This window comes from Kitasatospora sp. NPDC032757 (assembly GCF_055579305.1).
In genome coordinates this window covers 106,077-119,418 of sequence record NZ_JBVINN010000011.1, presented here as the reverse complement: position 1 = coordinate 119,418, position 13,342 = coordinate 106,077, and the positions used below count along the sequence as shown (strand labels likewise).

At 71.7% G+C, this 13,342-nt stretch carries 12 protein-coding genes; 4 read left to right on the top strand and 8 right to left on the bottom strand.

Going from position 1 to position 13,342, the window contains the following annotated elements:
• On the bottom strand, nt 1-205 hold a 205-nt coding region (locus tag ACZ5WK_RS15920), incomplete at its 3' end, for an IPT/TIG domain-containing protein (RefSeq protein WP_465547967.1).
• Between the two features lie 1,234 nt (nt 206-1,439).
• Between ACZ5WK_RS15920 and ACZ5WK_RS15915 the strand changes: the two genes are divergently transcribed.
• A complete protein-coding gene (locus tag ACZ5WK_RS15915; protein ID WP_465547965.1) occupies nt 1,440-2,183 on the top strand; it encodes an IPT/TIG domain-containing protein in 744 nt (247 codons plus the stop codon).
• Between the two features lie 438 nt (nt 2,184-2,621).
• Here the strand turns inward: ACZ5WK_RS15915 and ACZ5WK_RS15910 are convergent, their stop codons facing one another.
• A complete protein-coding gene (locus ACZ5WK_RS15910; RefSeq protein WP_465547963.1) occupies nt 2,622-2,792 on the bottom strand; it encodes a hypothetical protein in 171 nt (56 codons plus the stop codon).
• Nucleotides 2,793-3,020: 228 nt separating this feature from the next.
• On the opposite strand from ACZ5WK_RS15910, the gene ACZ5WK_RS15905 reads away from it, so the two are divergent.
• Nucleotides 3,021-3,230 carry a hypothetical protein gene (locus tag ACZ5WK_RS15905; protein ID WP_465547961.1) on the top strand — a complete coding sequence of 70 codons (210 nt, stop codon included), beginning with the start codon at nt 3,021-3,023 and terminating at the stop codon, nt 3,228-3,230.
• Between the two features lie 109 nt (nt 3,231-3,339).
• On the opposite strand, the gene ACZ5WK_RS15900 is transcribed toward ACZ5WK_RS15905, so the two are convergent.
• On the bottom strand, nt 3,340-4,209 hold the full coding sequence (locus ACZ5WK_RS15900) for a Vgb family protein (RefSeq protein ID WP_465547959.1): 870 nt from the start codon (nt 4,207-4,209) through the stop codon (nt 3,340-3,342).
• Between the two features lie 686 nt (nt 4,210-4,895).
• Between ACZ5WK_RS15900 and ACZ5WK_RS15895 the strand changes: the two genes are divergently transcribed.
• Complete coding sequence (locus tag ACZ5WK_RS15895) at nt 4,896-5,432, top strand: hypothetical protein (protein WP_465547957.1); 537 nt, start codon at nt 4,896-4,898, stop codon at nt 5,430-5,432.
• Nucleotides 5,433-5,610: 178 nt separating this feature from the next.
• Nucleotides 5,611-6,543 carry a COG1361 family protein gene (locus tag ACZ5WK_RS15890; RefSeq protein ID WP_465547955.1) on the top strand — a complete coding sequence of 311 codons (933 nt, stop codon included), beginning with the start codon at nt 5,611-5,613 and terminating at the stop codon, nt 6,541-6,543.
• A 44-nt stretch (nt 6,544-6,587) separates the two neighbouring features.
• Here ACZ5WK_RS15890 and ACZ5WK_RS15885 read toward each other — a convergent pair whose 3' ends face one another.
• The 5 genes from ACZ5WK_RS15885 to ACZ5WK_RS15865 form a co-directional block, all read right to left on the bottom strand.
• Entirely contained in the window at nt 6,588-7,892 is a 1,305-nt protein-coding gene (locus ACZ5WK_RS15885) for an autotransporter outer membrane beta-barrel domain-containing protein (protein ID WP_465547953.1), read from the bottom strand.
• Nucleotides 7,893-8,740: 848 nt separating this feature from the next.
• On the bottom strand, nt 8,741-10,042 hold the full coding sequence (locus ACZ5WK_RS15880; protein WP_465547951.1) for a hypothetical protein: 1,302 nt from the start codon (nt 10,040-10,042) through the stop codon (nt 8,741-8,743).
• A gap of 280 nt (nt 10,043-10,322) precedes the next feature.
• The gene (locus ACZ5WK_RS15875; RefSeq protein WP_465547949.1) at nt 10,323-11,306 is read right to left on the bottom strand and encodes an ABC transporter permease; all 984 of its coding nucleotides are present in this window, start codon (nt 11,304-11,306) and stop codon (nt 10,323-10,325) included.
• Nucleotides 11,303-12,310, bottom strand: coding sequence for an ABC transporter ATP-binding protein (locus ACZ5WK_RS15870; RefSeq protein ID WP_465547947.1), 1,008 nt, complete (start codon nt 12,308-12,310; stop codon nt 11,303-11,305). Before ACZ5WK_RS15870 ends, ACZ5WK_RS15875 begins: the two co-directional genes overlap by 4 nt.
• 140 nt (nt 12,311-12,450) lie before the next feature.
• A complete protein-coding gene (locus tag ACZ5WK_RS15865; RefSeq protein ID WP_465547945.1) occupies nt 12,451-13,254 on the bottom strand; it encodes an ABC transporter permease in 804 nt (267 codons plus the stop codon).
• Nucleotides 13,255-13,342 lie beyond the last annotated feature (88 nt).

The following is a 13,342-nucleotide window of genomic DNA, read 5'->3' as shown; positions in this document are numbered from 1 at the left end:
TCACCGTGTCCGACAGGACGGAGTACGAAGCCGCGTTCGCGGTGCCGAACTTCACGGCCGTCGCACCCGTGAAGGCGCCGCCGCTGATCGTGACCGTCGTGCCGCCGCCGGCGGAACCCTGGTTGGGGGTGAGCGAAACCAACGACGGCGCGGACAGGGTCGCCGTCGGTGCAGCGACAGGATGTGGACTCTGGGACTTCGTCATGCGGGGCCCCTATCGGTGGAGGTGGTGTGCACGGCCCCCCGGGACGAGGGGGTGGACTCCGGGTCGCTCCCCCGGGCGGGATGGCGGGAGGCGACGTCGTGTCGTTGACCAGGGAGAACAGCGCGATAATGCCGCCGAGAGCCGCCGTCTGCAGTGGACTCGCGGGGGCCGGCACTGCGGGAGCTCTCCGGCCCAGGCCGATCCGACGGTGGTGAAGAAGGGACGGAGTGTGAGTGGGCCGGACCGGTTGGCAGGTCCGGCCCTCCACGGGGTTCCCATGGGGCGCTATACACCCCGGCCCCTGCCCTTTCGAGCCGACAATGGGCCGACTGCCGCTCCCCTCGAAGGAGGGAGGACGCGCACCGGTTTGGATGCGTACAGTAATCCATTTGCCGGATGGCGGCCGCAATAGCCCTGACGGTACATCACCCGAATGGCAGAGCGTGTCGCAACGGCAGCCACACCCCCGGCCGCCTATCGTGCGTCGCACGATAGGGGGAACCGATCGCCAACCGCCGCCCGGCGCGCGGGCGGGGGGGCGACGCCCGGAAAAGAATCGACCGCAGGCCGCCGACCGCCGCCGGTGCAACCGGGCCGAGATGCGCAGGTCACCGGGCGCCTAGCCGGTAGGTCGCCGCCGGGGGGCGCTTTCGCGACTGCGGACGCTCGACCATTCGAGTGATGGGCCGTCAGAGCTATTGCGGCCGCCATCCGGCAAATGGGTTACTGTACGCATCCAAACCGGTGGGCGCCCATCCCTCTCCGGGGGAGCGGCAGTCGGCCTACCGTCAGCCCACCAGGTGTGCCGCCGCGATGGGCACCCCGTAGAGGGCTGGGTTTACCAGTCGGCGCGGCGAATCACATGTGATCAGGGCCCAGGTCGTCGTCCGGCCCGCCTTCTCCGGGCTGCCGTCGGGCAGGCCGGTTCTTGGTCCGGCGCACCTCACCCGGGCACCTTCACCACCGTCAGATCGGCCTGAGCCGGGAATCGGCAGCCTCAACCATCCGGGTTCCCACGGGCGCCGTCCGGGCCCCGGAGTTCGATGTGGCCACATCGACTGTTCGGCCGTCCCGTGTGACCACCGAGCCGGAGACTCCGGCCTCGTCGATGAACACCCAAGACGAGCAAGCCAGTTGGCCGACCACCGGCCGGCTTGTCGGCGCCATGGGCCGCTTGCACTGCCGAGGACGGTTCCACTCCCACTCGTTCCAACCATCGTCCAGGAGGAACACCATGCCTATCAGCCCGAACCAGGGATCCACCGCCGGCGGGACCACGGTCACCATCACCGGCACCGGCCTGTCCGGCGCCACCGCCGTGCACTTCGGCAGCAAGCTGGCCACCATCACCGCCAACACGCCCACCTCGGTCACCTGCATCTCGCCCTCCGGGGTCGGCACGGTCGGCGTCACCGTGACCACCGGCGGCGGGACCAGCAACCCGCTGCCGTTCTACTACGTCGGCGCACCGTTCAAGGCCTCGCTGACCGCGACGTCCGGGGCCACCGCCGGCGGTGAGACCGTCACCATCACCGGCACCGGCCTGTCCACCGCGACCGCCGTGAACTTCGGCGCCAACGCCGCCACTCCCACCGTGCTCTCCGACGGCCAGATCACCGCCGTCGTGCCGGCCGGGGCGGCGGCCGGATCGGTCTCGGTGAGCGTCACCACCGCGGGCGGCACCAACAACGGGCTGTCCTACACCTACGTGGACGCGCCCACGATCACCACTCTGACGCCGACCTCCGGCCCCACCTCCGGTGGCACCGCGGTCACCGTCACCGGAACCAACCTGACCACCACCGAGTCGGTCACCGTCGGCGGCACCCTGGCACCGTTCGCGGTGATCAGCGCCACCGAGCTGACCATCGTCACTCCGCCCGGCATCGCCGGCGCGGCCGATGTCGTGGTCGCCACCACCGGCGGTTCCGTCACCGACACCGGCGCCTTCACCTACGTGGCCGGCCCCGGTATCTAACGGCGACCCCGCTCGGCGGACGCGCCGTGCAGGTCTTCAGCCGCCCGGGCGGAGAGCTTCTCCGCCCGGGCTCGCACATGTCGCGAGCGACCGGTGGAGGCCGGGAGGGTGGGAGGGCGGCCGGAAACACGATGCCCGCCTCCCGCCCCGGTACCGATGCGGGGGATGTCGCAGAGTGGGTGCCATGACGCTCTGCACCACGATCGACAGCCCGCCGGGTGAGCGGCGGGACCACGGTCTTGGACTGGTCACTCCCCCTGTTGGAGCGGCGGACCCGAGTGGTGGCGCACCGCCGCATCCACGGCCGGGTAGATGGTGAGGACCGTGTCGGGCTGGGAGCCGCCAGGACGAGCGGCACGCCGCGGGCGCGGACGGCGAGGCGCAGGGCTTTCAAACCGCTGGAGATGAACAGCAGGACGCCGGAGAGGTGGACGGCGGTCACGGCCGGTCCCCGGCCGAGGGCCTCTCGAGGGCACGTCGCACGTGGTGCTCGTTGTCCAGGTGCAGGTCCCCGGTGAACGCGCGCACGACGCTGTCGCCCACCCATGCGGTGGTGATCCGCAGGTCCGGCGCCAGCACGACGGGATGCGGATGCTCGTCGGGCGCCATGAGATGCGCGCTCGGCCCACCGAAAGCACCGGGGTGGGCGCCGGCCGCCCTGCCCACGGCCGGAAAGCTCGACGCGCTCGGCCCGCAGCAGCTGAACGCCACATCGTTCGCGGTGGCCGGCTTCGGCACCCAGGAGGCCCGGCGCGGCCCCGGCCGGCTGACCCACCCGGGCGGCGGCGTCCGGCTGAAGGCCCCGGTGCCCCCTTCGACGCGTTCGACACTCCGTGGGTGCGCCTGGCGACGACCGCGCCGCAGGGCAACGGCGGCGCGTGCCACGGGGACTCCGGCGGGCCGGACTTCGCCCGGATCGACGGGAGGCGCCTGCTGGTCGCCACCGCCATCACCGGGGACGGCCCGTGCTACGCGATCAACGTCTCCTACCGGCTCGGCACCCCGGTCGCCCGGACGTCCCTCGCCCCCTTCGTCGCCCTGCCCTGACCTCGTCACGGGGCTGATCCACGCGGACAGGCCACCCGGCCGGTCCCCGCTCCGCCGGGGTCTGGCGGAGCGGGGACCGGCCGGGTGGCTGTTCACCCCGCCGGCGCTGTCAGGGGGTTACCGTTCCGATCTGGCTCACGGTGTTCTCGGTGAACCAGAGGTTGCCGTCGGAGCCGGTGGCGATCTCCAACGGGCTCGCGCCGGAGGTCGGGATCGACACCTCGGAGATCGTCCCCGTCGTCGTGATCCGCCCGATGTCGTTTCCGACGTTCTCGGTGAACCACAGGGCGTCGTCCGGCCCGGTGGTGATGCCCCACGGGAACGGGAAGAGGACATCGGTGAGGTCATAGCCGGTGAACACGCCCGCGGTGGTGACCTTGCCGATCTGCGCTGCTCCCGCGTCGGTGAACCACAGGGCGTCGTCCGGCCCTGAGGTGATGCCGATGGGCAGCGAGTCCAGTGCGGGAACCGCGTACTCGGTGACCGTGCCGCCGGTGGTGATCCGGCCGATGCCCCCGGTCAGCACTTCGGTGAACCACAGGGCGCCGTCCGACCCGGCGGTGATGCTCAGCGGGTAGGCGCCCGAGGTCGGGACCGCGTACTCGGTGACCGTGCCGCCGGTGGTGATCCGGCCGATGTTGTTGGCGCCCGGCTCCGCGAACCACAGGGCGCCGTCCGGCCCGACGGTGATGCCCCACGGGTAGGCGCCCGAGGTCGGGAGCGCGTACTCGGTGAAGGTACCGCCGGTGGTGATCCGGCCGATGTTGTCGGTGTTCGTCTCGGTGAACCACAGGGCGCCGTCCGGCCCGGCGACGATCTCGGCCGGCCCTGCCCCGGCGGTGGGCACCGAGTACTCGGTGAACGTGCCGGTCGTGGTGACGCGCCCCACCTTGTTTGCGGCGTTCTCGGTGAACCACAGGGCGTCGTCCGGCCCCGCGGTGATGCCGACCGGGGCCGAATCGCCGGTGGGGGTCGCCAATTCGGCGACGGTAGAGGTCAGTCGGGGCTGTGACGCCCTCGGTCGGTCGTGCTTCCCGAGGCAGCTCACCAGCCCCGCCGGCCCCCGGTGCCGGAGGCAGGACTTCACCCACGGGTGCACGGGTCTGGGATGCTGCGGGGATTCACCGAAGGCGACGCTGCCGGGCGCGCCGACAGCGGCCGTCAAGGCCAGGACGGCGAGCGCACGATAGAGCCGCCTGAGGCGGCCGGGACGGTGGGACATGGGACACCTTTCCGAAGGACACCGCAGGAGCCGGAGCGCCGGCATGACACGCATCACCGGCGACGGGCTTGTAGGGAGAGAGGCGGCGCAGCCGCCCGATACCGCAACACGCGGCTCAGGCCGATATCGCTTTCGCGGGCGCGCTGCACACGTACAATCCCCACTGAGCCGACGTCAGAAACAGTGATTGGAGTGAAATCTCCTCGGACTTCCTTCAGGACTCCGGTAGATCGCCTCTCATGTGACTGTATTTCGCAAGCCCTTCTGACGGTCGATGATGCGTTCGTTCCCGGTCGGGTCCGAGCGAGGCCCCTCATGGCCGCGTTCGACCGAACGAGGGAATGACGTTTGGCCGCCGTACGTGTGCGGATAATCATATGAGTCGCTACTGGGGCGGCACTCGTATCGCTGCCGTTCCAGGCTTGGACGACGAAGGAGAGCCCATGCGTATCCGATATTCCGTGGCCGCCGGAGCCGCGATAGTTGTCGCCGTCGCCGGAGTGGCCAGCGCCGCGCCGGGAGACACGACGGTCACGTTCTCTGTCTCGGGTGGTTCTTTGGCGATCTCCGTCCCCGGCTCGGCGGGCTTGGGGAGTGGGCTGCCCGGAAACTCCATCAGCGGACAACTGGGAAATGTCACAGCCACCGACACCCGAGCTCTGCTCACGGCCTCCTGGACCGCGTCCGCGATCTCCAGCAGCTTCACGACCGGCGGGGGCTCACCCGCGGAGACGATCCCGGCCACTGCGGTCTCCTACTGGTCGGGAACCGCGAGCGCCACCTCCGGCCTGGGCGTCTTCACGCCCGGTCAGGCCACGGCGGGTCAGGCCCAGACCCTCGACAGCAGCCGCACCGCCTACGGCCTCGCCGGGGGCACCGGCAACAACTCCGCGACCTGGAACCCCACCCTCATCGTCGCGGTCCCGGCCAGCGCGGTGAACGGCATCTACACCGGAACGGTGACACATTCGATCCTCTAGCCCGGCCCGCCTGATGTGCACGGCCGCAGCGGTGCTCGCATTGGCCTACAGCCCGAGCACCGCTGCGGCCGGCGCACGGGGCGATACGCCGCCTTCCGCCGCCGAGAACAGCATCGGCCTCAAACTGCTCGACGCGCCCCGGGACCGTGAACCCGACCCGCGCGCACACTTGTACATCGTGGACCACCTCGCGCCCGGCAGCGTCATCCACCGCCGGGTGCAGGTGACGAACACCTCCGATGTCGACCAGCGCGTCGACCTCTACGCGGGCGCGGCCTCGATCGACGGCGGCACCTTCGCCGCCGAGGCCGACCGCACTCCGAACGAGCTCACGACCTGGGTCTCGGTGGACGACTGCACCTCGGAGTCGGACGTGTCCGCCGGGGCGACGGACTGCGGCACACCGGAGACGACAGGGACCGCCCGGCCGTCCGCACCGCCGTCCGCACCGCCGTCCGCCGTGCGCGACGTCCCGGCGCACAGCACGGTCATGGTCCGGGTCAGCGTCCGGGTGCCGCCGAAGGCGTCCGCCGGCGAGCGGTACGCGGTTTTCTGGGCGCAGGTCGCGGGCCGTGCCGGCCCGGCTGGGAACGTCCGCCTGGTCAACCGCGTGGGAGTCCGGATCTACCTCGATGTCGGTCCCGGAGGCGAGCCGCCGTCCGACTTCAAGATCGAGGGGCTGACTCCCGCGCGCGCGCCCGACGGCGTCCCGAAGGTGGTGGCCAAGGTCCACAACACCGGCAAGCGCGCCCTCGACCTGACCGGATCCATGTCGATGACCGACGGGCCGGGATCGCTCAGCGCCGGTCCCTTCACGGCGAACCTCGGCACCACACTGGGCGTTGGCGACACCGAGCCTGTCACCGTCCCCCTGGACAGGAAGCTTCCCGACGGCCCCTGGAAGGTCCGCCTCACACTGGCCAGTGGTCTGATCCAACACACCGTCACGGCCACCGTGACCTTCCCCAGCGGCTCCCAGGCCGGCGCGTCGGTCACTCCGAACGCGACGGACTCCGCTTCGATGATGCCGGGCATCACCGTGGGCGTGTCAGCCATCGTCCTGCTGGTCGCCTGCGGCTACGGGGTGGTGCGCCGCAGACGGGCGGGCTGAACCCGGCCCGCGCCGGTATGCGCGTTCGTCGGCGGGGGGCGCCATCAGGCGACGGAGTGGGTCACGGTCCCCGTGTAGGCGCCGGCCACCGCGGCGGCGGGGATCGTGATCACCGCCGTGGGGCTCCAGCTCGTGGAGTTGTTCCCGTTGCCGGTGCAGCCGAAGGCGGTTCTCGAACTGCCGAGCGTCTGTTTGGCCGAGGCATCGGCCTGGCCCGGCGTGATCGTCACGGTGCCGTTCGTGTTCGTCGCGGGCCCGGACCAGTAGGAGACGTTCGAGGTGGAGATCGTCTCGGCGGACGTGGCGCCGCCGGTGTGGAAGTTCGTGGCGGACACCGTCGCCGTCCACGTGGTGGTGGCCAGTCCTCGCTGGTCCGCGACGGTCACCGAGCCGAGGGCCGCGCTGGCGGTGCCACCGGGCGCCGCGCTGCCGAGGGGCGCTGCGGACGGCACGCTGATCGACAACGTGCCCGTGGTCGGAATGACGGTGAGCTGGGAGCTGTTGCTGCCACTGGTCTCGACGGTGTCCACGACCGCGCGGGTGAAGCTGGCCTTGCCTCCGGAGGAGGCCGCCAGCTTCCCCGAGGCGAGGTAGACCGCGCCGCCGCCGGTGATCCACGTGCCGTTTCCGGAGACCGTGACGGCCGCGGTGTTGTTGCGGTCGGCGATGACCGTCAGACCGGCGAAGGCCCCCGTGGTCGGTGCGCTGAGGGTGGACTTGCCTCCGGTCTGGTCGGTGAAGGACGCCCCGCTGGTGGGCACCGCGCACGCCACCGGGTAGGTCAGGCAGGCGAGGTAGATCGTCACCCCGGTGCCGACCAGCTTCCCGCCGGAGATCGTCAGGCCGGTGGTGACGACATACGTGCCGGGATTGAGCGTGAGCGTGCCGGCCAGGGACGAGATGCTGGTGTACACCCCGGGGCTGATCGTCTGGTTCCCGGTGACATGGTTGACGACGGGATACGGCAGGATCGGTGTCGTGGGACAGGCCGCCGCGGCCGGGCACTGGGCCAGGGCGGCGTACGGGTCGGTGACGGCGGGCTGGTTGGTCGGGGCCGGGCTGTACGAGCCGCCGGCCGACGTGGCGAAGCCGGCCGGTGCCGCCGGGCCGCCGATGGTGCCCCCGGTCGCGGTGACCGAGGTGCTGCCGCTGACGAGCGCGGCCTGACTGTTCGTCGAGTTGACCAGAATACTGCCGGTGACCTGCACGCTGCCGGGGTGGACGTACAGGGCGTCCGCGGCGCTCGGGTTGAGGACGCACAGACTCGCCGTACACGCGGTCGCGGCCTGGGCGGTGTCGGACGGGCCGATGACGACCAGGGCCAGCGCGGACGTGAGGGCAAGGAGCATGGCACAGACCGCGTGTGGCAGGCGGCGCCGCCTGCGGGTGCGGATATGTCCGCTCGCGACCGGACGGCCGGCACCCGGTGCCTGGAGTACGCCGGGACGCCGTACCGGCGCACCGGCCGGCCCCTGACTGCGGCCCACCGGCCGGTCAGCGCCTACCCGGGCGATACCTGAGCGTTCAGCGGCGAGTCGCGCCGTCACGTCCACCATCCTCAACATGGCTCAAAACGTATCAAATACGCCATATTGGACGCTGGTTTCCGTACGAGTGATGCCAGTTCAGCGTGTCGGGATCCTGGCCGCCGGATTGCCCCGCCCCGAACGCCGCCGTCCTCATGCGCTCGGCAGGCCCTGCGGGTACAGGCCGGCTCCGCCGTGGCGCAGACCGCCGTTCACCGGCCGTCCCACGCGGAGGGGCTCGGGCCGGGCCGGCCGGTGAAGGCGGTCTGCCGAGGGGGCTGTGCGGTGCGGCCGGTCACGATGACCGGGCTTTCGGTGCAGTGAGCATGACCGAGGCGTTGTTGAGGGTGAGAATGCCGCCGTTCCGGACGCCGCCGCCGCGTGTGGCGGCGGCGGCCTTGCTGCGGATGGACGAGCCGGTGACGGTCACTGTGCCGGCGTCGACCCGCCTGCCCTCCGGCCTCGGACCGCTGTCCCCGATCGGGGCCGGGGCCGTGGCCGGGGCGGCGGCCACCCGGCCGAGGACGCGACGGCGACGGCCGGTCAGACATCACCCGGCCGAGCCGGCCCGCTCGAACCGGTGCTCACCGTGATCGATGGAACAACGGAGGGCAGCCCACCCGGCGAGCCGGCCCTGCGGGCCCAGCGCCAGGACGGCAGCACCGGTGTTCTCACCGAGGCCAGCCGACCTTCAGGTCGCCGATCACGCCGATCCGGATGCCCAGCCACGGGTAGGTGTGGTTGTAGAACACGTTGTCCTGCGGTTGCAGTCCGACCGCCGAGGGCCACATCTGGTAGGCCGACGCGTTGGAGATGCCGCCGTGCAACCGCCGCCAGACCCGCACGGAGTTCCGTCCGGACGGGGGCGCTGTGATCGTGTCGGTCCATTCGACCGCGTTGCCACCCTGGTCCAGAGTGCCCCACGGCGAGGTGCTCCTCGTCTGGCCGACCGTGCTGAGGCTGCCCTGGTAGAGGGCGGCGTAGGCCACGGGGTCCAGCCCGATCGGGTTGACGGTGGAACATGTCTCGGACGGCACCTGGCCCGGGCACCAGCTCGGTGCGGGCTGGCCGGTGGCGTGGTACGAGGCCAGTGGTTGGTTCGTCACGTTGGTGACGTCGCCGGTGGTGGGGTTGAGGACGGTGGGGTGAGGGGCGGTCGCGTCACCGTCGCCGAAGACTCCTGCGTTGGTCGGGTACTTCCAGTAGGAGTAGGTGCCGCCGCCGCTCGGGTCGTAGTAGGCCGCCTTGATCCACTCGTCCTGGCTCGGTACGACGAAGCCGGAATCACGGGAGCGGGTCGCCTCCGGGCGACCGAGGTCGTACATCCCGCTCTCGGTTCGCGCCGACAGTTCGACCTGGTAGCTGACGTAGCCGAAGCTGCCGTCGCTGCCGGCCTTCTTGGAGATCAGCCGACCGTTGTAGAGCGAGTTGGCGAAGCGCGCCGCCCTCAGGAAGTTCGCGAATCCGTACGGCTTGTCCGCCCATTCCGCATACGCCACCGAGTAGTGGCGGCCGCGGGGGGCCGTGGGGGAGAAGTTGATCTGGCCGTACTTCGGCCACGCCGACGAGCTCTCGGTCTCGTCGTAGAGACCACGGGAATCGCGGCCTCTCGGATCGACCGTGTTCAGGAACGCCACCCACTGTTCGACGGTGACCTCGAGCTGCCCGATCTCGTAGGGGTAGCCGACGCCGCCGACCATCAGACAGTCGCCGGAGGTCTTGGGGGCGTCGGCGCACGACTGGTAGACGGCGTCCGTGAACGGGACGACACCCACCGCGGGATTCCCGGGCGCGCCGACCTTGGCGGTCGTCACAGTGATGACCTCGCCCCCGCCGGAGGGGCTGCTCCCGGGAGAGAGCGCCTCGGCGGCGGCACTGGAGCCGACCATGGCAGACGAGGCGAGCAGCGCGGACGTCCCGCACATCGCCACAAGGGCCCTGCTGAGGCGGGAACGACTGGAAGCGAACTGCATGGGCACACCCTTTTCGGCCGTGGTGGCCCGCCCCGAGACCGGGAGTGACGCGGAGCGGCCCAAGATCACACATAGTGACCCCACGGTAGTCCGGCCGCTACTTTCCGCAGTCGATGACTCGCGGAGACGAAGGAGGCGCGTTGGCCCGCCCTGCCGCGTTGAGCAGATGCGCCCCGGCATTCAGGTGATCAGCCGCGAACGGTGGCCGCGGGCCGAGCACCGCGGCCACCGCCACAGCCACGAGGACAGGGCCGTCGGTCACGCCAGATGCGTTGCAGTACTAGGCCAGCCGGAGGCCTCCGGTCCGCTGGGCCCGCGCCTCGCCGAGGCGCAGCGCCACGGCCGCGCCCGTCAGCAGCAGTGCGCAGAGCACCGCCAGCCAGGCCAGACCGGGCGCCAGCTCGCCGAGGCCCTTGCCCTCCAGGAGGGCGCCGCGGACCACCGCCAGGCTGCCGGTCAGCGGCAGCGCCGCACCGAGTACGCGCAGCACGCCGGGGAGGGCGAAGGCGGGCAGCCGGACGCCGGCGACGAACCACATCGGGTCGTCCAGCACGGTGTAGACGAAGGCGGAGTCCCGGGAGAACACCATCAGGCTGTTGAGCAGCGCGCCCCAGGCCACGGCGGGCAGCAGCAGGGCCAGCACCACCACCGGGTACATCCACGGCCCGGCGACGTCCAGGGCACCGAAGCCGAACGCGGCGGCGCCCAGGAAGCAGGTGAGCAGCCAGGCGTTCTGCAGCAGTGCGCCGGCACCGTTGGCGAGCATCAGGACCAGCCGGTCGGCGGGTGAGAGGAAGAGCAGCTCCAGGGTGCCGGTGGTGCGCTCGAAGGCGAAGTTCCACGCGGACTGGACCAGCGAGAAGAAGAACGCCCAGGCCAGCGCCCCGGTGGCGAGGAAGCCGAGCAGCCGGGCCGGGTCGGAGGCGAGCGGCCAGCGGGCGGCGGCGGCCGAGCCGGCCGCGATCGGGTGCAAGGTGTAGTAGGTGGCGGCCAGTTGGAGCAGCGGCCAGACCAGCATCGAGGCGACCACCAGCGGCTGGCCGAACAGCGTGCGGTGCTGCTTCAGCGCCTCGGCGGCGAACACCTTGCCGGCGTGCCGCAGCGTGCGCCCCCGGCGCCGGTCCCGGCCGCCGGGCCGGGGCCGGGGGCGGCGGGTGGTGCCCGGGAGCGGCGGTGGAAGGGTGCGTCCCGCGGGGTGCGGCGACCGGACGCTCCGGTCGGCCAGGCCGAGCAGCAGGGCGTCGGTGGGCGGCAGGCCGGTCATGCGGCCACCGCCGACCGGGGCCGCGCGGGAGCCGGCGCGGAGTCGGTGAGGGCGAGGACGGCGTCCTCCAGGCTGGCCTCGGTGACCTCGAGGCCGCCGATCGCCCCGCCGGCGGCGACGATCGCCCCGGCCAGCGGGCCGGCCACGTCCTCCGGGTGGCGGACGGTGACCAGCAGGGCGCCCTCCCCGGTGACCTCCAGCTGCGCGGCGACGCCGAGGCGGCCCGCGAAGTCGGCGACGGCGGACTCCAGTCGGGGCGACGGATTGGTGACGGTGACCCGGACGCTGCGGTGGCTGCCGGTCGCCGCCTTGAGCTCCGCCGGGCTGCCGGCCGCCAGGTGGCGGCCGCCGGAGATCACGTAGACGTGCTCGCAGAGCTCCTCGACCTCGGCCAGGTAGTGCGAGGTGAGCAGCACGCCCCGGCCCTCGGCGGCGAGCGAGGCGACCACCCGGCGCAGGTCCCGGGCGATCGGCGCGTCCAGCCCGAGGGTGGGCTCGTCCAGCAGCAGGTACGCCGGGTCGTTGATGAGGCCGCGGGCGATCGAGAGCCGCTGCGTCATGCCGCGCGAGTACCGCTCCACCGGGATGCCGGCGGCGTCGGTGAGGCCGACGAGCTCCAGCAGCTCGCCGATCCGGGGGCGCAGGACGGGGTTGGGGACGTCGTAGAGGTGGCCGAAGTAGCGGAGGTTCTCGGCGCCGGTGAGCTTGCCGTAGACCATCCGTTCGCCGCCGGCGATCAGGTTGATCCGGCGGCGGGCGTCGCGGGCGTGCTCGACCACGTCGAGGCCGTCCAGGGTGACGGTGCCGGAGGTGGGGCGGAGCAGGGTGGCGAGGATCTTGATGGTGGAGGTCTTGCCGGCGCCGTTGAGGCCGAGCAGGCCGGTGACCCGGCCGGGCGGGATCTCCAGGTCGAGGCCGTCCACGGCGGTCTTCACGGTGCGCGGGCCGAACAGGCCCTTGTCGCGGGTGCGGAAGGTCTTGCGCAGGGCGCGGGTGCGGATCATGCCAGCGGCTCCTCGGGTCGGCGGCGGGTACGGGTCGGCCGGTTCTCGGGTCTCGGGGTGACGGGTCGGTCGGTCGCCTGTCGCGCGGTCACAGGCCTGTCGGCCACGGGTCGCTCGGTCACGGGTCGCTCGGTCACGGCTCAGAGGCTCCGTTCGATGGCGCGGCGCTCGGCGGCGGGCAGCAGCCGCAGGCCGAGCAGCAGGTAGCCGGCGCTGAGGGCGAGACAGGTGACCAGCCGTGGGAGGAGGTCGGTGAGCGGCCTTCCCTGGCCGAGCGCGTCGCGCAGCACGTCCATGGCGGAGGTGACGGGCAGCAGTTCGGCCAGCCACTGGGCGGGCGCCGGGAGGTAGCTGTTCGGGAAGGTGATGCCGCAGAGCAGCGAGACGGCGAGGAAGACGGTGTTCTGCGAGATGTGCGCCTCGCCGGCGACGATCATCAGCGCGCCGAGCACGACCGCGACCGCGAAGACGGCGGCGGCCAGCGCCACGACGCCGGCGAGGGCGGCCAGCGGGTGCCAGGCGGGCAGGGTGACGCCGAGGACGGCGGCGAACCCGCCGAGCAGGCCTACCTCGACGGCCGTGTTGAGCAGCGCGAAGCCGGTGAAGCCGAGCAGGTACGGCAGCCGCCCGGCCGGGGCGATCAGCAGCGCGCCCAGGGTGCCCTGGCGCTGCTCGGTGATCAGCGCCTTGCTGCTCCAGAGCAGCATCCTGACGGTGAACATGTAGCCGGCGGCGCCGATCGCGATGTAGCCGAGGTAGTCGGCGCCGCCGGTGCGGGCGGTGAAGTCCTCGGCCACCGAGCCGCCGCCGATGGCGTGCAGGCCCAGGTAGGACAGGCCGATGGTGAACACGCCGATCAGCAGGCAGCCGACGGCGTACGACCACGGGTAGGCCCGGCTGGTCATCGTCCAGGTCCGGCGCAGGGTCGCCCAGGCGACGGGCATGTGCCCCCCTTTCCCTCTCACGGGCTCGAAGTACTTGAGTTTCCAATAGGAACTTACAAGTTCCCTTTCGGAACTCGCAAGGGGATGC